Annotated in this window: 22 protein-coding genes; 5 read left to right on the top strand and 17 right to left on the bottom strand. The window is 38.2% G+C overall.

Features of this window, described 5'->3' with window-relative positions:
* The first annotated feature begins 4 nt into the window (after positions 1–4).
* On the top strand, positions 5–1,702 hold the full coding sequence (locus EHQ16_RS04675; protein ID WP_135635197.1) for a hypothetical protein: 1,698 nt from the start codon (positions 5–7) through the stop codon (positions 1,700–1,702).
* Positions 1,703–1,748: 46 nt separating this feature from the next.
* On the opposite strand, the gene EHQ16_RS04680 is transcribed toward EHQ16_RS04675, so the two are convergent.
* Genes EHQ16_RS04680 through EHQ16_RS04710 form a run of 7 tightly spaced genes read right to left on the bottom strand, consistent with a single transcriptional unit; the run spans position 1,749 to position 10,848 of the window.
* Positions 1,749–3,827, bottom strand: a complete 2,079-nt coding sequence (locus tag EHQ16_RS04680) for an AsmA family protein (RefSeq protein ID WP_135635195.1) — start codon at positions 3,825–3,827, stop codon at positions 1,749–1,751.
* Between the two features lie 7 nt (positions 3,828–3,834).
* A complete protein-coding gene (locus EHQ16_RS04685; RefSeq protein ID WP_135635193.1) occupies positions 3,835–4,791 on the bottom strand; it encodes an ABC transporter ATP-binding protein in 957 nt (318 codons plus the stop codon).
* The gene (locus EHQ16_RS04690) at positions 4,784–5,773 is read right to left on the bottom strand and encodes an ABC transporter ATP-binding protein (protein WP_135635191.1); all 990 of its coding nucleotides are present in this window, start codon (positions 5,771–5,773) and stop codon (positions 4,784–4,786) included. The genes EHQ16_RS04685 and EHQ16_RS04690 overlap by 8 nt, the downstream gene beginning before the upstream one ends.
* Positions 5,770–6,819, bottom strand: coding sequence for an ABC transporter permease subunit (locus EHQ16_RS04695; protein WP_135635189.1), 1,050 nt, complete (start codon positions 6,817–6,819; stop codon positions 5,770–5,772). Before EHQ16_RS04695 ends, EHQ16_RS04690 begins: the two co-directional genes overlap by 4 nt.
* Positions 6,816–7,826: an ABC transporter permease subunit gene (locus EHQ16_RS04700; protein WP_135635187.1), complete on the bottom strand. Its 1,011-nt coding sequence runs from the start codon at positions 7,824–7,826 to the stop codon at positions 6,816–6,818. Before EHQ16_RS04700 ends, EHQ16_RS04695 begins: the two co-directional genes overlap by 4 nt.
* 3 nt (positions 7,827–7,829) lie before the next feature.
* Positions 7,830–8,876: a carotenoid 1,2-hydratase gene (locus EHQ16_RS04705; protein ID WP_135635184.1), complete on the bottom strand. Its 1,047-nt coding sequence runs from the start codon at positions 8,874–8,876 to the stop codon at positions 7,830–7,832.
* On the bottom strand, positions 8,869–10,848 hold the full coding sequence (locus EHQ16_RS04710) for a SpoIIE family protein phosphatase (RefSeq protein ID WP_135635182.1): 1,980 nt from the start codon (positions 10,846–10,848) through the stop codon (positions 8,869–8,871). Before EHQ16_RS04710 ends, EHQ16_RS04705 begins: the two co-directional genes overlap by 8 nt.
* Before the next feature lie 137 nt (positions 10,849–10,985).
* On the opposite strand from EHQ16_RS04710, the gene EHQ16_RS04715 reads away from it, so the two are divergent.
* Positions 10,986–11,438, top strand: coding sequence for a hypothetical protein (locus tag EHQ16_RS04715; RefSeq protein WP_135635176.1), 453 nt, complete (start codon positions 10,986–10,988; stop codon positions 11,436–11,438).
* Here EHQ16_RS04715 and ispF read toward each other — a convergent pair.
* Genes ispF through EHQ16_RS04730 form a run of 3 tightly spaced genes read right to left on the bottom strand, consistent with a single transcriptional unit; the run spans position 11,435 to position 13,441 of the window.
* Complete coding sequence (ispF, locus tag EHQ16_RS04720; RefSeq protein WP_135635171.1) at positions 11,435–11,929, bottom strand: 2-C-methyl-D-erythritol 2,4-cyclodiphosphate synthase; 495 nt, start codon at positions 11,927–11,929, stop codon at positions 11,435–11,437. The two genes, EHQ16_RS04715 and ispF, sit on opposite strands and share 4 nt — an antisense overlap.
* Positions 11,930–11,934: 5 nt before the next feature.
* Complete coding sequence (nadA, locus tag EHQ16_RS04725; RefSeq protein WP_135635165.1) at positions 11,935–12,921, bottom strand: quinolinate synthase NadA; 987 nt, start codon at positions 12,919–12,921, stop codon at positions 11,935–11,937.
* Positions 12,922–12,943: 22 nt separating this feature from the next.
* Positions 12,944–13,441, bottom strand: coding sequence for a hypothetical protein (locus EHQ16_RS04730; RefSeq protein ID WP_244241929.1), 498 nt, complete (start codon positions 13,439–13,441; stop codon positions 12,944–12,946).
* Between EHQ16_RS04730 and EHQ16_RS04735 the strand changes: the two genes are divergently transcribed.
* From EHQ16_RS04735 to EHQ16_RS04745, 3 genes are read left to right on the top strand one after another with little or no spacing between them, the layout of a single operon-like run.
* The gene (locus tag EHQ16_RS04735; RefSeq protein ID WP_135635153.1) at positions 13,416–14,174 is read left to right on the top strand and encodes a hypothetical protein; all 759 of its coding nucleotides are present in this window, start codon (positions 13,416–13,418) and stop codon (positions 14,172–14,174) included. The genes EHQ16_RS04730 and EHQ16_RS04735 overlap by 26 nt on opposite strands.
* Before the next feature lie 35 nt (positions 14,175–14,209).
* Positions 14,210–14,788 carry a penicillin-binding protein activator LpoB gene (locus EHQ16_RS04740; protein ID WP_100789602.1) on the top strand — a complete coding sequence of 193 codons (579 nt, stop codon included), beginning with the start codon at positions 14,210–14,212 and terminating at the stop codon, positions 14,786–14,788.
* A gap of 16 nt (positions 14,789–14,804) precedes the next feature.
* Positions 14,805–16,211, top strand: a complete 1,407-nt coding sequence (locus EHQ16_RS04745) for a COG3014 family protein (protein ID WP_135635146.1) — start codon at positions 14,805–14,807, stop codon at positions 16,209–16,211.
* Between the two features lie 3 nt (positions 16,212–16,214).
* Here EHQ16_RS04745 and ftsZ read toward each other — a convergent pair whose 3' ends face one another.
* The 7 genes from ftsZ to EHQ16_RS04780 all read right to left on the bottom strand — a co-directional run bounded on the left by ftsZ (position 16,215) and on the right by EHQ16_RS04780 (position 24,761).
* On the bottom strand, positions 16,215–17,405 hold the full coding sequence (gene ftsZ, locus EHQ16_RS04750) for a cell division protein FtsZ (protein WP_135635140.1): 1,191 nt from the start codon (positions 17,403–17,405) through the stop codon (positions 16,215–16,217).
* A 10-nt stretch (positions 17,406–17,415) separates the two neighbouring features.
* A complete protein-coding gene (ftsA, locus tag EHQ16_RS04755) occupies positions 17,416–18,654 on the bottom strand; it encodes a cell division protein FtsA (protein WP_135635138.1) in 1,239 nt (412 codons plus the stop codon).
* 1 nt (position 18,655) lies between these two features.
* Complete coding sequence (locus tag EHQ16_RS04760) at positions 18,656–19,387, bottom strand: cell division protein FtsQ/DivIB (RefSeq protein ID WP_135635136.1); 732 nt, start codon at positions 19,385–19,387, stop codon at positions 18,656–18,658.
* 121 nt (positions 19,388–19,508) lie between these two features.
* On the bottom strand, positions 19,509–19,874 hold the full coding sequence (locus EHQ16_RS04765) for an LIC_10421 family protein (RefSeq protein WP_135635134.1): 366 nt from the start codon (positions 19,872–19,874) through the stop codon (positions 19,509–19,511).
* 297 nt (positions 19,875–20,171) lie between these two features.
* Entirely contained in the window at positions 20,172–21,878 is a 1,707-nt protein-coding gene (locus EHQ16_RS04770; protein ID WP_135635132.1) for a caspase family protein, read from the bottom strand.
* Positions 21,879–21,937: 59 nt separating this feature from the next.
* Positions 21,938–23,215: a DUF1574 domain-containing protein gene (locus tag EHQ16_RS04775; protein ID WP_135635130.1), complete on the bottom strand. Its 1,278-nt coding sequence runs from the start codon at positions 23,213–23,215 to the stop codon at positions 21,938–21,940.
* Positions 23,205–24,761, bottom strand: a complete 1,557-nt coding sequence (locus tag EHQ16_RS04780; RefSeq protein WP_135635129.1) for an MBOAT family O-acyltransferase — start codon at positions 24,759–24,761, stop codon at positions 23,205–23,207. Before EHQ16_RS04780 ends, EHQ16_RS04775 begins: the two co-directional genes overlap by 11 nt.
* Positions 24,762–24,804 lie beyond the last annotated feature (43 nt).

A 24,804-nucleotide genomic window follows, 5' to 3' on the forward strand; every position in this document is an offset into this window, starting at 1 on the left:
ATATATGAAAAAAGTATCGATTCAATTAAGCGGAATACTTTTATTAAGTTTTGCTGTAGTTCTTATGAACTGTAGCAAAAAGAAAGTAGAGAACTTTACCGAACCTAAAAAAATCTTCTTTGTAGACCAGAAAGACACAATTGAAGTTTTACAATCAGAAGAGCCTTTAGCAGAGAAGATTGGAACCATTTCTGATGTAGATGCAGTACAAGTTATAGCTTTTATTGCCTATGAAAAAAACGATATGGTATACAAAACATACCAAATCAAATGTCCCACTTCGATTAAACATAAATGTAAAACGGAATTTGGTTATATTCGAGAATTTGATGTAGCTGGAAATGATTTTCTTAAATTGTCCTCCACCCATTCTGCTCTTCAGAAAAAAAAGATCATTGTCTCAAAAGATGAATACTATGAAAGTAATGATTTAAAAAAATTGATTCTGGATTCAAAATCGATCATGTCTTCGATCACCTTGAATCATTTCACAATATATCAATTTTTATTACAATCTTTGGTTTCTTCCCCTGATGACAAACTTCTAAAAATTGAAGAACTTTACCAAGCGATCAAACTAATTGAAAACCCTACTAGAGAAGATCAGTATGTAACTTCTCTTAAGAAAAAATATCCCTTTTTAAAAGAAATGGATGAGGCAGGTGCTATTACTTCTGTAGTAACAAACAATGATTTTGAACAAAAACTAACGGAAACCAGAAATGAATTGTTAAACTCATACATAGCAGGATTCCCATTACGATCATCTACTTTCAAAGGTTTAGTGGGTCAGTTTAATAAAGTAAAAACTTTTCCTTACTTTACTGAAAAATTATTCGAGTATTTATCCAAAGAAGGAATATATTCTGTTTCTGGATTTGAAGCACAATACTTAGTGAATGCGGATTCCGGAGTATCGGCGATAAATAAACTTAAAAAAATAGACCCAAATCTTGACCCATCCAAGATGGTAGCACTATTCGAAATTTTGAATGATTCAGGAACTAATTTTCGATTAAAACTCCAAACTTTAGATGTGAATGGCACTGTTACAAAAGAAGATTCCTATTCTCTAGTTTCCATTTCGGCAGAGGAATCAGGAAGTTCTTTGGGATTTAAAGTCAAAACAGATAAACAAGATTTTATTTTATCTCCCCTTGAGACGACACCTAACCTACTCATAGCTGGAGAGGGATTCAAAGAATACCTCAAGGCAATTCCAAATGATTACAAAGAAATCATCAAAAACAATGACTACGAAAAAGCTAAAATGTTAATTGCACTTAAATTCGGTGAAGGTGGATTTGATGAAAAAATAGGTAAAATGGTTTATATCCTGTCTGCTTCGAAACGATATTGGATCATGTTAGATTTATTTCGCTTCAACTCAACCGTCAAAAGAACAACCGATTATTCAGGAACTTTAGAAACGTCTTTTTCTGTGAATGATAGTAGTTGTTTTTCTATTAGTAAATGGAGACAACCAAAAGGTGAGTTATACATTACAGGTATTGAAAGCAATTGTTATAGTGAATATGAAGAAGAATTAAAGCCTACAGAAGACTTATGTTTTTACGAAGGCGGATCAAAATTCTTTCAATTTGAATTTTCACCTTCTGAACTAAGATCAGATAAACCTAATGTAGATTTCAAATTTGAAGATTCTGGGGTTTGCCAAGTGATTCAACATATTATGCAATAGAATCAAACTACAAATTGAATAATCCCAACGAAATGTTCGTTGGGATTTATTTTTCCGGTTCTTCCTCTTCCGTCCCACCAAACAACGACTTAATTCCCTTCCATCCTTTTTGAACACCACCTGTTACATTATCCACAGCTTTATTTACATAATCAGACATCGCGGAGCCAGCAATCCCACCCACAGCGGCACCGGCAGGACTTGCCAAAAAAATTGTCCCCACGTATACCGAACCAAGCCAAATGGGATCAATGAAGGGAGCAGAAACACCATACGTTCCACGGTAAATAATCGGAAGTTTTAAAGCCTTACCAGCAACTCCTGGCATAGCGATGGTAAACTTCATATCGATATTTTTATTAAATCCAATTTTACCACCGCCAGAACCAACAATTCCATCTGCCTTTAATGCAAAATTTCTTACTTCAATATTTTCTTTCATATATTGAAAATCAAACTTGAGTTCGTTATATGGTGTTGCTCGACTGAAATCTATTTTTTTTAAGTTGATGACACTACCAATCGAACTAATTGGTTTTAAAATATTGGTATAACTTAACAGTTCACCATTCTTTGCATTGATATTTCCAGTGATTTGTAAATTGTTAATGAGTCCATCTTCTGTATCAGCGGGTGATGATAAAAGAAATTCAGAATCTAAATTTCCTGTGATAGGTGAGATATTAAATAAATCGGCTAAGATGGGAGCCACTCCCAAATTTTTAATATTCCCTTTGATTTCAAGATTAGGTTGGTTGCCCCAAAGATAATGACCTGTCCCTATGGCAGTTCCTTCGTAAGCCTTTAATTCAAATTTTGTGATGTTTAATTTCCGTTTTGCATAATGAATATTTAACTTTAATGAATCTGCATTAAAGTTTCCAATATTCAAATTTCTAAAATTAAAATTTAAATATACATTCATTCGATTCACATAACCTGTGCTTGGTATGTTTCTGGTGAGGATTGATTTTTCTAAATCGGGATCTACCCAAATTTTAGTTACTTTGATGATACTGGGAACATCCAAATAATCAGAGGTTCCTTCAAAAGAAATTGTTGGGGACAAAGGTGGTTTTAAAAAGTTAACAAATCCGGATCCATAAAGTTTAGATTTTCCCTTCCAATCAACAATGATATCCGCAAACGATAATTTCGATTCCCGAATGTCATAGTTCATGACTGTAGATGCATAACCGTCGGCAAATGGTTTACCGTCTTTCAATGCTAAATCACGAATGTGCACTCGATCAGCAATGGCATAAATTTTTGCGTCATCCCGTTTGTAAAAAGGAATGGCACCACTTGCTTTTGCGAACCGTAAATCTCCATAAGTAAAAATAATGAGTATATCGTGAAGATCGATTCCTTTAATATTTTGGAATGTAAACTCTCCTTCCAACCTCGAAGATTCATAAGACATTTCATCAGTAACAAAAAAAATGTTTGTGCTAAGAGAAATGGTTTCTTCGTTTAACTTTCCATAGATATAAATATCTAAGTCTCGTAAATCTTGATCCAATTGAAATTTAGTTTCCCAAAGATATAATTTAATTTTTCGCGAATACAATTTATCTTCGAATAGGATAGTAACATTTTTGATTTCGATTTGGTTTACGAAATTGGCAAAGGTTTTAGAAAAATAGATTTTTGTATTGGTATCAGCCGGTTCTTCCGTTTTTTTCAGATTTTCTTTGGAATTAGATTCAGTACCGGCTAGAATCTTTTCGAATAAAGGAAAGGATTCATCCTTTTCTCTTAGGATCTCCACCGTGCCCGTATTGAGATAAATTTTTCGAATTTCAAGAGGTTGCCCTACAAACACTCCATAATAAACTTCGATCCTCAGTTTATGTACACGAATCAACTCATCATCATTTTTAGATACAGATACCTCAGTAAGTTCAATTCCAGGGAATGGAAAAAAAACAGGTTCAGAAATTTGATAATTCACCTGAAGGCCTGTTAGTTGGTTCGTAGTGTCCAGGATTAGTTTTTTATAGTAGTCTGGGTCTGCCAAAAGCGGGTATAAAATAAAAAACATCGTCATCGATAAAACAAAAATTCCTGTTAGTAGGATTTTACCGATAACTCCTTTGATTCTGTCTCGAATGCTCAGTTTCATAATGATTTTACTTTAATGGGAAATGACATTTCACTCTGCGTGTTGGTGTAGGATATGATTCCACAGGTTCCTGTGTTTTACAAATATCTTTTACTATGGGACATCTTGTATGGAATCGACAACCAGTGGGTTTGTTCATCAAACTAGGAATTTCCCCCGTTAGAGGTTCAGAAACTTTGGTTCGATCCTTTAAATCAAAACTAGCAGAGAACAATGCTTTTGTATAAGGGTGTAGTGGTGTTTTGCTAATCTCATCACGACTACATTCTTCGACAATTTGTCCTAAATACATGACAGCGATACGATCCGATACGTGTTTTACAATGTTCAAGTCATGAGATATAAACAAATAAGATAGTCCATATTTCTCACGTAACAATAAAATATTATTAATTACCTGTGCTTGCGTAGAAATATCCAATGCAGAAACTGCTTCATCACAAACAACAAGACTTGGTTCTAAAATTAATGCTCTTGCAATCGCAATCCTTTGTCTTTGCCCACCACTGAATTCATGAGGATAACGATGTAAAATATCAGAAGGTAAATTAACTTCCGCAAGAGCCTTAATTGCTTTTTCTTTTTTTTCTGCGATACTCAAATTGGGGAAATGAATTTGTAAACCCTCAGTGACGATTTCTTCGATCGTAAAACGTGGGTTTAACGAAGAATATGGATCTTGGAATACAACTTGGATCTTTCTTTTGAGAGTTTTCTGTTCTTCATTTTGAATATCCTTAATTTCCTTAGATTCAAATTGGATGGAACCTGAATCAAAAGGTAATAAAGAAAGAATTGCACGACCAATGGTGGACTTCCCACAACCGGACTCACCGACAAGACCTAGAATATTTCCTTGAGGAATCGTAAAACTGACTCCTTCAACTGCCACAAGTCTTTTAGTAGAAAAGGAAAGAGATTGGGATTGTTTATAAGAAACAACTAAGTCTTTTACATTAAGCACTTTCTTTCCCTCCATATAAAAAACATTCTACTGATTGATTTAGAGACATGGAAATCGCCTTGGGAATAGAAGTATGACAAACTTCTAATTTTTGATTGCAACGAGTGTGGAAACGACAACCAGTGGGATATGATTTTGGTGAAGGAACAATTCCTTCTATAGTCACCAATTTTTTACCTATATTTTCATGATTGGGGTATGCAGCAATGAGAGCCTTTGTATAAGGATGTTTAGGAGTATCGATCACCTCTTCGACAGTTCCTTGTTCGATCATTTTTCCTGCATACATTACCGCAATTCGGTCTGCAATATGACTCACAAGTCCAATATCATGAGAGATAAAAAGAACAGACATTCCATTTTCCTTTCGTAACTCTTTAAGAAGTTCAATCAATTGTAATTGGATGGTTACGTCTATGGCGCTTGTTGGTTCATCTGCAATTAAAATTTTTGGATCACACATGAGGGCCATGGCAATACAAACTCTTTGTAACATACCACCGGAAAATTGATTAGGGTATTGGTTTAATCTGAGTTTTGCATCTGTGATTCCCACTCGTTCCAATAGATACACTGCTTTTTTTTCGGCCTCGTCTTTGGAACCAAGACCATGTAACAGAAAACCTTCGATGAGTTGGGCGCCGATTTTATGAAGGGGGTTTAGTGCTGAAAATGGCTCTTGGAACACATAAGCAATTTCCCTTCCTCGAACTGATCTTAGGTGGTCTGAGGAAGTTTTTAATAAATCTTCACCTTCAAATAAAATGGAACCAGTCGGATACAAAGTAGTGTTCGAAGGAAGGATTTGTGTCAGGGCCAAACTTGTGATCGATTTTCCACAACCCGATTCCCCAACTAGAGCTAAAGTTTCCCCTTTCACCAAATGAAAACTTACGTTGTCGACAATGGGTAAAATTCCCTCGTCTGTTTTGATTTGGATGGATAGATCTTTGACTTCGATGGCTTTTGTGATACTTGTCATTCGTAAACCACCTTATCCTTTGGATCAAATGCATCGCGTAATCCTTCTCCTACAAAAGCAGAAAACAAAATGGTGAGAAATAGTGCTACGGATGGAAAAGTAATCAACCACCAAGCAGTTAACCTCTCTCTTCCTTGTCCAATGAGTTCACCCCAGGAAGGATTGGGAGCAGGAATTCCATAACCCAAAAAGTCAAGTGCCGACAAAACAGAGATGGCGGAGATCAAAATAAAAGGTAAAAACGTAACCAGAGGGGTAATCGAATTGGGCAACAAATGACGCATGATAATAGAAAAGGAAGATGCACCTAATGTTTTTGCAGCATCAACAAACTGTTGTTTGCGGAGTTTCAAAAATTCACCACGCATATAATAACTAAGTCCGATCCAACTGAGTGATCCATAAGTAACAATTAAAACAAAAAATCCTCGTCCAAAAAAAGAACCCATAATCAAAATTAGATAGAGGAAGGGAATGGCAGAAAGGATTTCAATGATTCGTTGTAAAAACAAATCGAGTCGTCCTACAAAATATCCTTGGATTCCACCGATAAATGAAGCAAGGAAAATCTCGACAATGATGAGAATCAAACTAAAGGTCATTGCCAAACGATAACCATAAATAATACGAGTGAACACATCCCTACCCCGATCATCAGTTCCCATCCAATGACTGAAAGTAGGTTTGGAAGGTGGATTGGTTCCTTCTTCCAAACTTTCTAAATTGTCTTCATTCACGCCAAAAGGAATCGGAGGAAAAAGCATAAGATTAGAAGATTCAGAAAACCTAGATTCCAAATTTAGTTTTTTATAATTTGGTTCTGTAAGATTATTTCCCCCAAATTTTGTTTCTGGATAAAAACTAAAAATTGGAAAAGACAAACTTCCTTCATACAAAACAAAAAGTGGTTTGTTATTGATGAGAAGCGGAGAAAACAAAGATAAAAGATAAGTATAAAAAAGAATTAACATCGAATAGTAAGCTCGTTTGTTTTTTTTAAACTTCTCCCACTTACGTATGTTTGCCGGGTTTGAAATAAAATTCATTCGAAATCAATCCTCGGGTCAATGAGTATATAACAAAAATCAGAGACAATTTTTCCAATGAGCCCTAAAAAACTCTGAGCGAGAAGTAAACCCATCATTAAATCCGTGTCTCTTTCTCTGACAGCTTCAAAACTAAGAAGGCCCATTCCATCAATATTAAATACAAGTTCGATAAACAAAGATCCAGAGAATATCAAAGTTAAGTTACTTCCAAATCCTGTGGCGATAGGAATCAGAGAATTACGAAATGCATGGCGAAAAATGGAATCGGAAAAACTAAGTCCCTTTGAAATCGCAGTCCGAACATATTCTTTTGCAATTTGATCAAGTAGACTGTTTTTCATTAACAAGGTGAGGACAGCAAAACTTCCTACCACATAACAAATCACAGGTAAAAACATATGAGTTAAACGATCATTTACCTTTCCCCAAAAACTCAAATCTTCATAGAAGTCAGATACTTCATGTCCCAAAGGGAAAAAAGAAAACACCTCCCCCGATGCAAAAACATATAAAAGTAACATGGCAAAGGCGAAAACAGGAAGGGAATAAGTAAAAAAGATGATAAAACTAGAAATGAAATCAAACCGACTGCCTTCTTTTAATGCCTTTTGGATCCCTAAAGGAATACAAATCAAATAAGTTAAAAAGAATCCTGAAAGTCCAAAAAAAAGTGATACGGGAAGTTTTTCTACAATGAGATCTGAAACTTTTCTGGAATGCAAACGAGACTCACCTAAATCAAATTGAACAATTTGTTTCAACCAAAGTAAGTAGGCCACGGGTGCTGGTTTGTCTAAATGAAGTCTTTGTTTGATGAGTTCAATTTCTTCTTTTGAAATTTGTTTGGTGGAGGCACCTGCCAAATTCCCAGAACCTTTTAATTTTGCAATTTCGCTATTGAGTGGGCCCCCGGGAGCAAAATGGGAAATTAAAAAAACAAGGAAAGTGATTCCAAGTAGGGTAGGAAAGATAAGTAAAAACCGTTTTAAAAAATATTTCCACATGTCTTAGAACTCCCACCACTCTTTCGGTTTTTTATAACCTTTCAATTCTAAATATCCTTTGGCAGACTTTTTTTGTTTTGAATCTATGGCGGTCACCCCACCTTCCCAATAAATGGTTCTTGTTGATTTGGTTCCATCAAACTCTTGTTCATTGAAAATGGGAGACACCGTCCACTCTCCGCCGGGATACTTAATTTTCCAATGTAAAGGGTATTCAATTTTTGTATTGGGACTTTTCCATTTGGTTCCTATGGCCCCCATTTGGATCTGGCCTGGTTCCGTCCAGGAAGTGATTTTTCCTTCTGGATTGCGATAGGTTCCAAAAATTTCTGGGGGAATTGTGTTCGATTCGCGAAATCTAAAAAAAACATAATCTCCGCCGAAATCATCGGATAAACAAATCCAATCCCAACTGGTATTTCCCGTGGCAAGACTAGGAATGGATTTTGCATTTTTTTCGCTCCATTCATGATCCATCCAAGAACTTCCCGAAACAATGGTTTCCTTTTTTCCATTTACCGAGAGTGTTCCTGAAGTTTTTAGTCTCGGATAACTGTAGTAATACGAAAATATATTTGGATTTCGGTTGGATTTGATAGAAACTCCATCCTTTCCATGAACCAAAATTTTTCCATTTCCTTGTAAATCTAATTCTAAACGTAAATCTTTTGATTTTGATTCGGCAAAGACATGAAATCTATCTTTTGAAATAATTTTTAAATGATAATCACCGCTATAAATAGTTTTGTCGGTATATCCTGCAAGATCACCTATGGTTCGTTTGATTGTCTGTGATGTATGATGTTTTTTCGAAGAAAAATCCGAAATCGCAAAATGAACCGGGAATACTTCGGGATTCCAATCTCCGCCATCCGAAAATTTCAATCGAAAAAAAGAAAGTTCATAACCATACGAATTTCCTGAATGAGATTCTACAAATCCAACAAAGTAACACCATTCCAATCCATAATCAGAATGAAAACTATGATCTTTAGGAAAACTAAAATGAAAAAAACAAAGTGATAAAAATAAAACTTTAATTCTATTCATCGGGCAAAGACTCCCACTTCTTTTCAAGTGGAAGGATATGAAGATACGACTTTTCAATTGATTTCATTTTTTGAATGACATCTTTCATTTTTTTCTTTTCATTCAACTTTGCATATACTTGGGCTAAGTTACATAAATTAGATAAATTTGCATCGCTTATGGAGTGGGCTTTTTTCCATTCTAGTTCCGCTTTTTCAAACAACTCTATTTGATAATAACAATATCCCAAAACAGAATGTGATTTAAAATGATTGGTTTTGAATTTATTATAAGATTCCAACAATTCTATGGCCTTATCAAAATTTCGACTATAAGCCAAAGCTTTTCCGTACAAAAGTTGTGTGTCTAAATCACGTGGCAAAATTTGATGCGCTTTTTCATAAAAAGTAACTGCTTCTGAAAATTGTTTATTTTGATAGGCTGCATCACCTTTCGATTTAATCGTTTTGAATTCGGGTAACCGAGGAGATAACTGAAGGCCAAGAAGTGTAATATCATCCATAGGATCTGTTCCCATGGTAAATTCTTTGTGGATGCTAAGAATATTCTCTACTGTTTCTTGGATGGATTTATCAAAACAAGATTCTATGATTTGGATGAGTTTGGTTTCTCCAAATGCGTCTCCCTTGTCGTTCTCTGCTTCTGTAAGTCCATCTGTGTATAAAAACATTTTATCACCTGGTTCCAATTGGATTTGGAAATCCAGAAAGGTTTCACCAGCATCCGGAAACATTCCAAGAAAGGTTCCATCACCTTCACAAATTTCAGCCTTGTTGGTTTTGGCTCGAAATAAAATGGGTCTTGGATGGCCGGCAATGGAATACAAAACTTTATAATCGTCATGAATTAAAACATAAACACAAGTTGTGTATCCTTGTTGTTTGACTAAATCCAACAACTCTCGGTTAATCAGTTTGAAAATTTCTGATGGTTTAGGTTTTTTATAATTCGAAAATAATAACTTAGAAAGTGCAGTAATAAAGGCAGCAGGAACTCCGTGACCAGACACATCACAAACAGCCACTCCCAATTTATCCATGTTATATGGAAAATAATCATAATAATCACCGCTGACTTCTTGCATCGGAGTGAATCCAGTCCAAAACTGAATTCCATTCCAATCAGGGATAATTTCTGGAATTAATCCTTTTTGGATGTTTTTTGCCAGACGTAAGTCTTTTGCCATGGAAAGTTGTTTTTTCTCTAACTCTTGTTTGAAAGATTTTAATACTTCAACAGCCGCTTCCAAATCCCTGTTTTCAATTGCAAGTTCTCTTGACCTTCTTACCACATCCTTGACATCCACAATGGAAATTTCTTCTAAATGAGAATCCGAACGTGAAGTTACCATCACACGGTGGCGGTTTGATACATCGTCTTTAGTCAAACGAGACCTAGACAAAAACATTTTGTCTTCCAACCACTCCAATTCATATTCATTGGAATCGGCTCCGAACAGAATGTCTTCACCTAACTCTTTATGCGAAACATGGATTCCAAAAAGCCGAGTTTTTGTCATCCGAATCGTAAACGTTTTAAGTTCAAAAAGAACAGCAAGACCGTTTAGCATACCTTGAAAAAAAACAGCATCATACCATTTCTCTTGGTATTCCGGTAAATACTTGAATATAAATAAAACTTTATGATCCGCAACAGGTTTTACATTCAAATACACTGCGCGTGTTAGTCGACCAATCAAAATAGGTAAACGTTGGATCATCTCCTCTAAATCAATTCTTGAATCATCTAGAGGTAATAAATCATAAGCATTGGTGATGAGACTTTCTGTTCCTAGGTGGTATAAAATTCCCGAAATATCTAAAGATTGGGCGATGATTTGAATGATTTTATCTTCTAAGTCTTGTGAGATCCAATAATTAGGATCTTTTAGAATCCGAATGTAAACCGTATCATCTAAAATTTCGGGAAATGGATTGTTGTGGCGCGAAAGATGATTTTCGCGTAGGTACACTTGCACTAGTCCCGAGACACGTTTTGATGATATTTCTCTTCCTGATTGCAGTGGTAATACCCTCACCTAGGATTCCCTTCGGTAGGAGAAAAATAAATTTCAATCGATCCCTAGGCAATAGATTTTTCAATGGAGATATGATTTGGTATCTTCGTGTATTTGGTGTTTTTGTTTTGGTTTTTGCGGTAGTTACATTCCGTCAAAGTGAAACTAAAGTGGAGCGGACTTGGGATGTCACAATCAAACCAGACCAAGTGCAAAAGGTTCTTTACGAATCCTTCCAACCCAAATCCTTCCGTTCCCCTGTAGTAGGAGAAACCTGGGAATCCAAAGTGATGGGAGAGCCAGTAAAAAGCACTACCACTTTAGCAAATCTACAATCATCAGAATTCCAAATCTCCACAGAAGGATTCAAACATTACCGAATTCTAAAAGAGTCCTACCGCTGGGAACTCATCCAGAACGGCGTTCGTATTCACGGAACTTGGGAAGCAGAAACAAATCCCAATTTCCTTTCCAAACTTCTATTTTTATTTTTTAGCACTGCGGATCTTAACCACATTGCTGATGGAAAACAAAAACTATTCTAAGATTTGGCCTTTGTACTTTCGAGTAAAACGGTCGCCATCACCATGGCACCTTCACTGCGACCGAGAGCACCCATCCCTTCCGAGGTAGTTGCCTTAATTGAAACACAGTCTAACGGTAATTTGGTGATTTTTGCCAAAGATTCGTTTAGTTCCGCACGAATCGGATTGATCTTAGGATGATCTCCGACATAAGTACAATCAACGTTCACAAGTTTAAACTTTTTTTCTGCGATGAGTTCTAAACATTTATCTATGATCCGCGTTGACTTCATATTTTTGTATTGTGGATCCGTATCTGGAAAATGAACCCCAATATCACCGAGAGCCAATGCTCCAAGAATGGCATCCGCCACCGCATGTAAGACAATATCAGCATCACTATGACCAAGAAAGGCAAATTCCGATTTGATTTCCACACCAGCAAGGACAAGCGGGCGAAAAGGTTCATGGATTAATTTATGAAAATCAATTCCGTTTCCAACTCTAAACATAAATCCTACTTTTTATAACTCAATTCTAACATTCGGTTCACAGACTTTTGTGCGAGACGAATCACTTCTTCATCCAAAAAGATTTCAAACTGTTCTTTGAGAAGTGCATCTCTTACTTTTTCCAAAGTAATTTTTTTCATATGCGGGCAGGTTTGGCAAGTAGAGACAAATTCTTTTTCCGGGAACTCGGCCCGCAGGTTGTCCCCCATCGAACACTCTGTCACTAACATAATTTTGTTTGTTTTGCTTTGGCGAATGAAATCCACCATTTGCGAAGTAGATCCAGAAAAATCTGCTTCTTTGACAACATCTTCATGGCATTCTGGATGTGTGATGACAGTCAAATCGCCAGAAAACAAACGTTTAGCGGACTTAATGTCTTCAGGTGTGTACATTTCATGTACCATACAACGACCAGGATGAGAAATGATGGTTTTTGTTGTATGATTGCGAACATTTCCTGCCAAATATTCATCCGGCAAAAAAATCACAGTATCCCCTTCCACAGCGTTTACAATTTGTAAAGCATTGGCCGAAGTGCAACATACATCAGTTTCTGCTTTTACTTCCGCCGAACAGTTGACATACGTGACAACGGGAACTCCTGGATATTTTTTTTTGAGTGCTTTGACATCGTCTCTTGTGATGGCTTCAGCCAAAGAACAACCAGCTTTCATGTCTGCAATCAACACTCTTTTTTCAGGAGATAAAATTTTAGCAGTTTCAGCCATAAAATGAACCCCATTAAAAAGGATCATATCGGCTTTGGTTTCCTTTGCCATTTTGGAAAGATACAAAGAGTCTCCAATGATATCAGATACTCCCCAAAAAACATCGGGAGTCATATAATTATGACCAAGGATCACAGCATTTTTTTCTTTTTTAAGGCGGTTAATTTCTTCCGACAAAGGAATGATCCTTTCTTCAATTTCGTGAGGAAGGTAAACTGGATTTAATTTTTGAACCAACTGGTCTTTAGTAACTAATGACATATAACACTCCTTTTAGTGAATATTAAAACGGATCGGAACGAAGGATGGTATCTGTTTCCGAAATTCCCGAATCGGATGGTGGAACTTCATTTTCCAATGATCCACACTGATTGAATGCTTCGCGCCAAGATATTTCTGCTTGAGAGGTTCCTGTCCTTTGGACTCTCCGGTAATCGGAATTAGAATTAAAAGAATTTTGGTTACAAGCCTTGGCAATGTTATAAGTGTAATTTGTTTTTGTAAAACAATCAAAGTATAAAATGGCAACTGCATCCGTACTAAGTTCTTGAGGAAGGATTTCCCCTTTTAATTTCGAAATCAGTCCTGAACAAACACTGGCACTGGAATCGGTGGTGGCCACACAACTTGATTCCGATAGAATAAATCTTTGACAGGCCGCTTGGATCGCGCTTTCTTGCGATAGAATCGAACCAAGTAATTCTGTTTCAGAATCCTCATTTGATTCTTTTTTACAACCATTCGCCGTAAAGACAATGCCTGTTAATAAAAAGAAAATCATTACCTTCCTTTTCATACTGATTCTACTTTCCCTCCTTTTGGGTGGTCTTGTCTATTTCCTTTTTCAGAAAAAAGCGAACCCAGATCCTAAAGAATCTTCCTATGATTCCCGCTCCGAGGTCTATTGGCAGAGGTTACAAAACCGCCCAGAGGTTCTACAAGGGCCTGGATATCCTTCCGATTTACGTGATTTTTTAGAAACCCTCCGGGGCAAAGAATCCTATCTTTGGGAAGGGGATAGAGACAAAACCTATGTCTTTTTACTCGAAACTTATCCGGATGAAAGGGGCCATGTACTTTATGCCGTATACGTTGCGTTTATGAATTGGAAGGAAAAAACTCAGGAAGTGGAAACGAGAGACGATCTTTCTTCTTATGAAAAGCTAACAGCCGTGAATCGTTTATCGGAAGAAATTTTTCCCCTTGTACTCCGCCAGCTCCTTTTTCCCAAACACCCAACCAAACCGCCAGTTTGGCTTCTATCCTTTCTAGAAGATTACATTCAGAAAAATCCCTACAGTTATTCTAGAGAACGAAAAAGAATTTTTCTAAAGAAAAAAGCGGATCTTTACCAAAAAGAAAAATGGGAAATCCAGTCCTGGGAAAGTCCTATGTTTTTCCGCCAGGTAGTCGACCTAATTTATGCACGGGAATTATTAGAAATGTCCGAAGAAGAAAGAACTTCTTATCGCAGTGCAAAACAGGAAGAACTGAAAGTCGATTTTTGGAATTGACAAGTCCTTTTGCATCCCCCCTTATAAATGGGGTTATGAAACAAATTCTTTTCTCGTTTCTCTTAGTAGGATTCTTATTCCAATGCAGTAGCAGTCCCAAACGACTCGACAACGCCGATGATTATATCTCCGACTCAGGTGGGCTCACAAGCCAGGAATTGGTGAAAGCTGCTGACAAACTAGCAGGCCAAATTGGTGAGTACTTTAAAGAAAACCCACACGAAGAAGGAGTTTTCGTTGCCCACTTCCCTACTCGTAACGATACTTCTGAACAAATCCAAACAGAACTATTTGACAATGCCTTTGTTTCCAAACTCATCAAAGGAAAAATTTATACAGTTCGCACCAAAACAAGAGAACAGTCCCTCAACGAAATCCAGTTCAGTTTATCTGGACTCACTTCCAATAGACTTTCGATTGGAAAGTTAAAATCTCCCAACTTCTTTGTTCGTTGTGAAATTAATGAAAACATGTTTACTTCTGATGGAGAAAAAATCGTAGAACAGTCCATCAATATTGAACTTGTTGAAGTAGAAACTACGATCGCCGTTTGGTCTGAAAAAGTATCTTATCGTAAACTCGCTGTTCGAGGAAATAAAGGGGTTAGTTGGTAAACCTCTCCATCACTCCATGAAAAAAACGATTCTCTTCCTTTCTCTTTTCATTCTCGGTTGTGCCAGTGATTACAACAAAATCATCCAAGCAACCGAATCGGCATACTATGGGCAAAACTATGATTCTGCCATTCCTAAAATTAGAGAACTTTACGAAGGTTCTTCTAATAAGGACAAACTTTTGTTTTTGATGGAAGCCGGTATGATCTTTCATACCAAAGGGGACTATGTTACCTCGAATAAGGTTTTCAAAGAAGCAGAAGACATTGCAGACAATATCAAAGTCAGTATGACGAGATCCGGATTATCGTTTATTTTATCAGATAACGAATCCAATTACACCGGTGAAGATTTTGAAAGGGTGATGATCAAGTTTTACATTGCAAATAATTATCTACTCCAAGGTGATACAAACAATGCAAAAATTTATTTCAGAAGGCTCGATTTCGAACTAAAAGAAATGCGTTTTTTATCGGCAGAGTATCGCCAAAACAATGCCGCTCGTCTGATTGATGCTTATGTTTCAGAAAGTCTTGGTCGTTACAATGATGCGAGGGTCCAATACAAAAACATGGAACAACTCATTGGAAAAAGCCAAAATCTAATTGCCGACAGGTATTTGTTAGCTGCCAAAGAAGGAGATTCTACGGACAAAAATAAGTATGCGGCAGGACGTTCTAGCCTGCAAGCCTACAATAGTTCTATGCAAAGAACTTCTCCTGAAAATGAAAAACTTTCCGAGGTCATTATCATCCACGAAGCGGGAAAGTCTGCGATCAAAATGTCTCGCGGAAAACTAATTGAAGATGAATATTTTGCCGTGGCTCTACGCGGAGCCGTGGAAGTAGGCCTTCGTTCCAAAGGAGCAGGAGCATCTTTAGCTGGTGCAATCGCTGCCTTATCGGTAGCTGAAAATCCAATTCCAGTTTATAAAGAAAGAGATCCAAAAGGTTCTCTTCCTAAAAAGTATTACATCAACGGTGTGGATGTTGGTTATTCAGACATTATGAATAATTATTCGGAAACAGCGATGAACAACTTCAATGAAAGCTATAAAACTCTCATCACTAAAAACCTAACATCAATTTCACTTAAAGTCGTAGCAGCTGTGATCGCATCAGAAGCTATGGCTCGCGCCATTGAATCTGGTGGGAAAAATAAAAATAACGATTTAGTTTCTACGTTGATCCGAGTGGCGGCCGGTGCTGCGGCAGGTCTTGCTGTTTCACAAACAATTGCTCCTGACTTACGTTGTTGGAGAACCATTCCTGCCAACTTCCAAGTCAAACGGATCCTTCTTGCTCCAGGAGAATACGATTTTAAAGTAGAATCTCCTGGATCGGTAGTGACAGCGGCTCCGAGAAAACTCCTTGTGGAAGCCGACAAACCTTTGTTTGTTTCTGTTCGTTCTTATTCGAACTAATTTTTAATCGTTTTTTCTTCTTAAAAAAGCAGGGATATCGTAATCCTCTCCGTAGTTTTGAAACGGGGAGGATTGTTTTTGAGACGAAAATCCTCGGTTCGTTTGGCGGATGGAACGAGTTGAATCAACATCCCTTCCCAATCCAGATTCCTTTTCCTCTGATTTTCGGATGTAAACCATAGGAGAAATAGATTCTTCCGAACCTACTACCTTTTGTTCTCTTTGGTATTGTTTTCCTTTTTTGTTAAACCCAGTAGCAATCACAGTCACCCGAATTTGATCCGTTAGGGACTGGTCTTCGTTCAGTCCAATGATGATATTGGCATCGGGATCTGCTTGGGCCGTAATGATTTGTGAAACTTCGTTCCATTCATGGATGGTCAAATCATTTCCCCCAGTCACATTGATGAGTAGGGACTTGGCACCTTGGATGCTGGAATCCTCTAACAGAGTGTTGTTGATGGCTTGTTCCACGGCTTCACTCACACGAGTTTCCCCACTTCCTTCACCTACACCTAAAATGGCATCTCCAGTATCTTTCATAATTGTTTTTACATCGGCAAAGTCTACATTGATGATTCCTGGATGGTTGATGATATCACTAATCCCACGAACACCATTTAACAAAATATCGTCGATCACACGGAAAGCCATATCTACGGGAGTGTTTTTATCCACTACTTGAAAGATAGAATCGTTACGGATTGTGATGAGTGTGTCTACATTTGCACGAAGTTGGTCAATGCCAAGTTTCGCAAGTTCCGCTCTACGTTTTCCTTCAAAAGAAAAAGGAACTGTCACCACACCCACAACCAAACATTTCATCTCTTTGGCAATGGCAGCAATGATAGGAGCAGCTCCTGTTCCCGTTCCGCCACCCATACCCGCAGTGACAAAAACCATATCAGCCCCTTTCAGTGCCGATACAATTCGTTCTTTGTCTTCCAGTGCTGCTTTCTCACCGAGTTCAGGATCACCACCGGCTCCCATTCCTCTTGTTACTTTGTTACCTAACTGGATTTTTACTTCTACGGGAGATTTTAATAATACTTGTTCGTCGGTGTTCATCACAATAAAGTCAACACCTGTCATTTTAGAATGAACCATTCGAGTGACGGCGTTCATTCCGCCTCCACCGACTCCAATGACTTTAATAATGGCTGGGCTTGTTTTTTCTTCTTCTAGGTACAACATTCACTTATCCTTAGAGATTATTCTCCATCCAACGACGAACCTTCTTCATCCAACCGTCTGAATCAGATCCGGAGTGCATGTTTCTTTGTTCTAGATTTTGTATTTTTGAACTATATTTAATCAGACCAACAGCAGTGGCATATTCAGGAGAAGAAATTTTATCTACAAGCCCACTGAGACCGGCTGGTTTCGCACGACCAACTGATAGACGTAATACTTCTTCTGCAGTGGCTTCAATTCCTTGTAAAAGAGAAGTACCGCCAGTAAGAATCACTCCTCCCGCCAAACTAGACTTAAATCCTGATCTTATAAGTTCGTGATCAATCATTTCTAAAATTTCGCGAACCCTTGGTTCTAAAATTTCAACGAGTTCTTGGCGAAATACAGAACGAGCAGGCCTACCGGAAATTGAAGGAATTTCGAATTTTTCCGTAGGATCAACCATATCAATGCGCGTATGGCCGTAGCGTTTTTTAATGACTTCGGCTGTTTCCACGGTAGTTTTTAAACCTATCGAAATATCACTAGTGATATGAAATCCACCAAAAGGAACTACGGAAGAAAAAGCAATTCCCCCATCAACATAAATAATGATATCGCAGATTCCGGCACCAATATCAATGACGGCAGTTCCCAAATCTTTTTCACCTGATGTGAGGATGGCCTCTGAAGAAGCAAGACTTGATAACACTCGGTCCATTTGTAAAAGACCAGCTTGTTCCACACAACGATCAATATTATTGAGAGCAGTATTCCCACAGGATACAATATGTACTTCTGCTTCTAAACGAACTCCAGTCATACCGATAGGATCTTTGATATTGACCTGATCATCTACTTTGAATTCTTTTGTAAGAACATGGATGACTTGTTGGTCGTTGGGAACATGTACGGCTTGGGCTGCTTCCACAACCCGCATGATATCGGTTTCGGAAACAATCCGTTCTCTGTTTGTTACAGCGATGATTCCTTTTTCATTGAATCCATACACTGACTTTCCGGAAACATTAACCACAACAGCATTTACTTCTTGGCCTGCCATTAACTCCGCATCACCAAACGCTTCTATGATGGACTTAGTTGTGGTTTCAATATTAACGATGGAACCATTTTTGATTCCGGCGGAAGGGTAAACTCCCGTCCCTATAATTTCTATTTCATGATCACCTACAAGTCGTCCAATGACAACTTTTACAAGTGAGGATCCTAAATCCAAGGCCGTTATGATAGGTGCATCATCATAGCTCATATTAATGGTAAATTGCGTCCTCTCCTCTTAAATCAATAGAAACTGCTTTTACTGATTCAGTTTCCATATAAGCCAGGGATGCGTATAATTTTCGAAATACATTTAACTCTAACTTATCACCCAAATACACCTTTATGGAGTTTGGTGATTTTAGATACATAGTAAAATTGCCGTCTCGTTCAGCGACAAGTTCTGAAATTCTGGATTTAAGTGTTGGATAAAGGGAAAGAGCATGTCGCATTTCTTTGGTGATATCAAAAATTTGTCTGCCTTCCAGTTTGTTTTCCCCCACGGTGAACTGTCCACTAATCACAATTAAATGATCAGCTAACACTTGATCTCTGGAAAGTATTTCCAGATCTTCATCCACTTCATACAGGGAACTTCCTACATGTATGACAAATTCGGCGACTTTCTCCTGTACATTGATATTTAAAAATCCATCAGGGTCCCTTGTGATTCTTACCTTGCGAATCCTGGGATGGTTTGCGAGTTTTTTCTCCCAATCCTTCCAATCTCCTATCTTTGGTGATTCTGGATCCACATCTAGAAACGTGAGAATCAAATTGGGAGAAAGAACCACAAGCCCTTCCCATTCCAATCGAACCACTGGCTTCGCTGGTTTAGCCCAACGAAAGATTAGCCCCAGAGCCACAAGGCCCAAAAAAACAAGCAGAATGGGAACCACGCGCCCAAATCGTTTTTCTTTGATTTCTTGGGGAGTGTCAACCATATATTGATTATGTCACATAGTGAGGCTGTTTGGAAAGCATTAATATGAACGGGGTGGGTACAAAAAAAGGCCAGGCGAACCTGACCTTTCTCACAAACTTCAAACTGATGTTTGAAGTTGATTAGTTTTGTGCTACCTGCATGGACGCGTTGTGTAGGTCCATAGAGACATTGCGGTATTTTTGTGCTTCTTTTTCAAGAGCCTCAGCACGGCGAAGAAGGTCTTTCTTCTCGTTCATTTGGCTAACGATTTTGCCACCGCGAGGAGAGTTTGCTCTGTCACGAAGTGCTTGAGCTAACTCTACTTTTTCTTTTGCGACATTCGCTAGGTATTCCGAAACTGCAGATTTTTGCGCTGGAGTTGTTGCTTGTTCAATCATAGCAGTCTCCAAAAGCTCTAATCTTTCGTTTGTATCTAAAGCATGAAGGTTTGCTGTTGCAAGCCCCATTGCCAAGATCCCTGTTGCGATAATCTTTGTTGTTTTCATGTGATCCTCTCTAGAGTGGGAACCTCTTTTTCCGATTCCCTATTTGTATTCTATGACTCTAAAACTCTTCTTGTTAGGATTAAATTCAATCGGAAATTACAGAGAATTTCCCCATTTGGAGCTCAAAAAAAGAAAAAAAGATGAATTTGGATTAATATTAATCAAAATAGGATTAAATTTAATCGTTTACCCCCATAATCAGGTTCGAAACAAGACTTTTGGAAACTTCGGGAATAAAAAAACCCTCCGCGAAGGAGGGTTTTGTAAAAAATCAAAAACTTAGGATGGGGTTTTTGATCAGTATTTGGTCTTTGTATAACTCAATTTTTTATTGAGGATGATGTCCACATTGGTCACTTCCCCGGGTTGTACGTGGATCTCTGAGTTCTCCAATTTCATTTCTTCCATGAAACTAGCTCGGATTTCGTATTTTCCTGGTTTTAGGTTGGTGAACCAAAAGTATCCATCTTTGTCAGTGGTGACCTTGAAAATCTGGTTTGTCGAAACCACTGTCGGCATGTAGATGGGGTGTTTTTCGATGGGGTTGTCTAGAGTCTTGTAAAACACGCGCCCTCGAATCGCCCCAAATCCATCCATAGAGTTGATCGCATCCACAGTCACAGTCTGTTTGGGGAGAACTGCCGTTGCTGTTTTGTAAATCGGGTATTTGTCCGCTCGGATTTCGATTTGGTGCACTCCGGCAGGAAGGTTATCAATTTTCACATTGTAGATATCTCCCTGAACCAAAGTTCCGTTTTTCGTTACCGATCCCCAGATTTTTGATTTCTCAGTGGTGACTTGGGAAGTGTATTCCTGGTCGTCCACAAGGACTTTGATGGATCTTACCTTGTCTTCCGCAGGAGAAGATTTTAGTTTTCCCTGTTTGTTCAGAAGGTCATAAGGCGATTTTGTAGCCGCTCCCCCATAAGACTTGTCTTTGATGATGGAGGTACGGATGAGGATACTTCCTGTTGTGACCGAAGGTGGTGCTGGTGGTTCTTCCACAATTGGTGGAATGACCACTGTGGTATCGTTGGCAGGAGTTGGTTCCGGCTCTGGTGCCACAGGAGGTGTTGTGTTGTTATTTGTGTTTGGCGTTGTTGTTTCCACCGGCGTGATCGGTACGTTTACCACAACATTCGGTGGTTTTGGTGGAGGGGTTTGTGGTTTCGGAGATCCTGATAAAAAGATCCCTGCCGCATTTCCAGAAACTTGTGGGGTCTGTTCATGATTGAACTGGCGCGCCATTTTTACCGTTTCTTCTTTGGCAACAAAGAAGGCTTCGAGGGCAGTCACCACGCTATCTTTGTTTAAGTCCCCTTTTTCCAGGGCATTTCCAAAGTTATAAGTAAAGATACCATGGTTGATGGTTCCACCCACTTCGATGGAAGTTTGGTCATCATCGGAAGAAGAAATGACAGCTTTGTCTTGGAAAAAATAGTCCTCAGCATTTTGGCGGACTACCCCATCGTTCCCTTGGGCAATCGGGATTTCAGCGGCACCACGAGTATTTTTCCCTTTTTTGGCGATTCCGCCTGAATAACAACAATCCATCACAAGGACGGTTTTTTGAGATTTGATTTCTGTTAGAAATTCGTTTAACTCTTCATCGGAGATATGAGGACGGTCATAACAAATCAGATAGTTACGCATTCCGTTTTTTGCCTTCGCATCTTTCATATACATTCCGTGACCGGAGAAGTATAAAAAAACCGAATCCTCTTTTCCCACAACTTTACCCAACTGGGTAATTGCATTTTTGACATTGTCACGAGTGACCATGGAACCTAACAAAACTTTGATATCTTTGAAGTTCCCTTTCTTTTGGATTTTTTCTTTTAAGAAAGTGGCATCGGCTTCACAGAGATTCAACTCAGGGATTTTAGCGGTGTTTCCTTTGTAGTTGGTTCCAATGAACAACGCATAACGGTTCTGCCCAAACACCGGTAATCCGATGAGATAGGCCGTTAGAATACAAACAAATATGTTTCGAAACGAAAACATGATTGGGTTTCCTCTTATCCGAATGGAGTGCCTAATTCTCCATCACCGGAAATCGGAAATCAATTGGATTTTTGTTTGGAATGCAAAAAACGGAACACCTGAGGAAGAACAAATTGGCGAAATTCTTCGTTTACCCGTTTTTCTCCTCGGCAATCGTAATGGATATTATCTACAAATCGATCGCTTGGGTAAGAAGATTCGGGAAAGAAAAAGAGCCCAGCCTCCGGATTCTCTTTAAAAAAAACTTTTAGATCAGCAAGTAAGTCTTGGGATTCCCGAGTGTTTTGCCTTTCTTTCAGCCAAGGCATATATACCAGTCCAAAACTAATTCCCCGCGAACGAGTGTATTCGATCAGATCTTTCAAAACCACAAAGTCAGGGTTTGTATATGTATAAGGGAGGGGATTTTTCAATTCATCCTCCAATTCCTTACGAACCAATTGTTTGGAAAACATCACCAGTTCCGGTTTCAATCGATTGGAGATATTGTATTTTCCTAAATGACGACTAATTTGGTCTTCAATGGTAAGATTGTCCTCTAATTGGGAAGCGGATGGTTTACAAAGCCCTGCTTCTATGTTTTCACAGGATTCACAAAAGAGGGATTTTTCTTTATAATTTTTGTTTACCTTCCAATTGGACCCACTAAGCGCATTACGAATGGCTCCATGGAACCGGTACGATTCGTATAACAAAGGTGCTGCTTTGGAGAGGATAAACAATCTTTCCACACCGGAGTATTGTTCGGATAGTTCTGAATACGTAAATTGGTGTAGGTATCTATGACCAAAAAATTCCCAAAGGATTTGGTTGAAGTCCTCTTGTTTTCCACTGTAACTCACAATATTACTTGGTGTTGGAGTTCGGAAAAAATTTTTCTCGATCCCTTCGTTCCATCTTCGATTCAAATAAGTAGAAACGGATTCATTTTCTTTTACTTGTTTTGCATCTGGATCATACAGTGGTGGGCCATATCCCGTAGAATATAGTTTAGGTGATGCAGCAAACAAAACCATTTTTGGTTTTGTATTTCCTTTTTGTAGATACTTATCTAAGAAGAAACGATAGTATTTTGGCCCCATGGCCGGCAAACTATGATTATAAACAGAAAATTCAATTCCAGATTGTTTTGAGTAACCAGCTAGGGCCATCGACCTTGAATCACCTAACACAATGATATCGGCATCACCTGTTCCAGATTCCACGAACTTTTTCTTTAAGTTTACAAAAAAGATTTCTGGTTGTTCTAAATAATGAACTCCGGTAAGTCGAACCACAATTTCCAAAACCAAAAACAATAAAAGGGTAATCCCTATTCCTAAAAATTTAGAACGCAAAGTAGATTACCTCCTTTCCAAAAACTCCACGGGTGAGGATGAGAAATCCCATAAAAAACAAAACAAAAACTTGAACCAGTGGATGGGATACAAAAACCCAATACCTTTCTTTTTTGAAATAAGTGATTCCATCGATGATGAGTAGTGGTAAAAAAATCTTAAAATATTCTTCGAAAAGACCCAACATATCCTTAATATTATTATTTGGATTTAAGTCCCAATCCCAAACCATTAAGAATTTTTTCATATAAAGAAACATCATATTGGCATCATAAGAACGAAAGCCTACAGCACTAAAAACAACGAGTGTATAAATGAGTACTCTAGAAAAAGTTCCCGAAAGGATACTTTGGATTTTTTCCCATAAGGAAGGAGGGACGATTTCCAAATCACTTGTTTTGTCTTCTTTCTTTTTGGCAAAGGCAACCAGATAAATAATGGTATAAATCCCTTGCAAACAACCCCAAGTGATAAAAGTCCAATTGGCTCCGTGCCAAAGTCCGGACAAAAAGAAAATAATAAATAAGTTTCTGTACTGTGCAAATTTACCGTATTTACTCCCACCAAGGGAAATATAAATATAATCGCGAAACCACCGATTCAGTGTTACATGCCAACGGTTCCAAAACTCTGTAGGTGTTTTGGAAAATTCTGGAGTTTCAAAATTAACAGTGAGAGTGACACCAAGAAGTCTAGAAACACCAAGAGCAATAAAAGAATACCCAGCAAAGTCACAATAAATTTGTGTTAAAAACAAAAATCCACCAGCAAACACTTGTGAGCCGTCCATAGCTTGGATGATGTCTGGATTTTGTGTATAAAGAGATTTTCCAGCAAGGAAAACTTGGTCTACATATGTGGATAAATTATCTGCCACATACACCTTCATAAAATAACCAAGAAGGATATCATACAATCCTTTTTGCACCCCGTCCCAAGTCGGGAATTTTGGTTTTTTCAATTGGGGAAGAAGGTCTTGGGCACGTTCGATGGGACCTGCCACAAGTTGTGGGAAATAATTCACAAAGAGAGCAAAGTCAAAAAAGTCACGTTCCGCTTTGATTTGTCTGCGAAACACATCGATGGTATAGGACATGGTTTGGAAGGTATAAAAACTAATTCCTACCGGTAAGATGATATTTCTTAACAAGTAAGTATTCGAATCGGTGGCAGCAGTGGAACCCATCCACAAGGCCAATTGGTTCCAAGAGTCAATGAGGTTCACTGCGAAAAAATCGTAGTACTTCATTGTAAAAAGTAGGCCCAAGTTGGCAACAATCGAAACCGATAGATAGAGGCGACGACGGATTTGGTTTTCTGTACTTTCGATGAAGATGGCAGCACAGTAGTCGATGATGGTACTGATAAGAATGAGGGTTAGAAAAAACCACTCCCACCATCCGTAAAAAAAATAGGATGCGAGAAGGAGCCAAAGGTTTTGTGCGCGGTAGGCCCATTTCTGTTTTCCGGCAAACCATCCGAATCCCAAAAAGACCGAATAAACGACCAGAAAGAATAACAAAAAAACAAAAGTATTAAAAAGCATCGGTCTTCGTTACAATTTCCGGATCACTCGATTCTGTAAAATT

Source organism: Leptospira kanakyensis (assembly GCF_004769235.1).
Classification (GTDB): domain Bacteria; phylum Spirochaetota; class Leptospiria; order Leptospirales; family Leptospiraceae; genus Leptospira_A; species Leptospira_A kanakyensis.

Coding starts and splice junctions, on each gene's coding strand:
- EHQ16_RS04700 (WP_135635187.1), bottom strand. CDS start 7,826: ATGTGGAAATATTTTTTAAAACGGTTTTTACTTATCTTTCCTACCCTA.
- EHQ16_RS04680 (WP_135635195.1), bottom strand. CDS start 3,827: ATGAAACTGAGCATTCGAGACAGAATCAAAGGAGTTATCGGTAAAATC.
- EHQ16_RS04730 (WP_244241929.1), bottom strand. CDS start 13,441: ATGATTTTCTTTTTATTAACAGGCATTGTCTTTACGGCGAATGGTTGT.
- EHQ16_RS04745 (WP_135635146.1), top strand. CDS start 14,805: ATGAAAAAAACGATTCTCTTCCTTTCTCTTTTCATTCTCGGTTGTGCC.
- nadA (WP_135635165.1), bottom strand. CDS start 12,921: ATGTCATTAGTTACTAAAGACCAGTTGGTTCAAAAATTAAATCCAGTT.
- EHQ16_RS04740 (WP_100789602.1), top strand. CDS start 14,210: ATGAAACAAATTCTTTTCTCGTTTCTCTTAGTAGGATTCTTATTCCAA.
- EHQ16_RS04690 (WP_135635191.1), bottom strand. CDS start 5,773: ATGACAAGTATCACAAAAGCCATCGAAGTCAAAGATCTATCCATCCAA.
- EHQ16_RS04695 (WP_135635189.1), bottom strand. CDS start 6,819: ATGAATTTTATTTCAAACCCGGCAAACATACGTAAGTGGGAGAAGTTT.
- EHQ16_RS04780 (WP_135635129.1), bottom strand. CDS start 24,761: ATGCTTTTTAATACTTTTGTTTTTTTGTTATTCTTTCTGGTCGTTTAT.
- EHQ16_RS04765 (WP_135635134.1), bottom strand. CDS start 19,874: ATGAAAACAACAAAGATTATCGCAACAGGGATCTTGGCAATGGGGCTT.
- EHQ16_RS04715 (WP_135635176.1), top strand. CDS start 10,986: ATGATTTGGTATCTTCGTGTATTTGGTGTTTTTGTTTTGGTTTTTGCG.
- EHQ16_RS04735 (WP_135635153.1), top strand. CDS start 13,416: ATGCCTGTTAATAAAAAGAAAATCATTACCTTCCTTTTCATACTGATT.
- EHQ16_RS04770 (WP_135635132.1), bottom strand. CDS start 21,878: ATGTTTTCGTTTCGAAACATATTTGTTTGTATTCTAACGGCCTATCTC.
- EHQ16_RS04675 (WP_135635197.1), top strand. CDS start 5: ATGAAAAAAGTATCGATTCAATTAAGCGGAATACTTTTATTAAGTTTT.
- ispF (WP_135635171.1), bottom strand. CDS start 11,929: ATGTTTAGAGTTGGAAACGGAATTGATTTTCATAAATTAATCCATGAA.
- ftsA (WP_135635138.1), bottom strand. CDS start 18,654: ATGAGCTATGATGATGCACCTATCATAACGGCCTTGGATTTAGGATCC.
- EHQ16_RS04760 (WP_135635136.1), bottom strand. CDS start 19,387: ATGGTTGACACTCCCCAAGAAATCAAAGAAAAACGATTTGGGCGCGTG.
- ftsZ (WP_135635140.1), bottom strand. CDS start 17,405: ATGTTGTACCTAGAAGAAGAAAAAACAAGCCCAGCCATTATTAAAGTC.
- EHQ16_RS04705 (WP_135635184.1), bottom strand. CDS start 8,876: ATGAATAGAATTAAAGTTTTATTTTTATCACTTTGTTTTTTTCATTTT.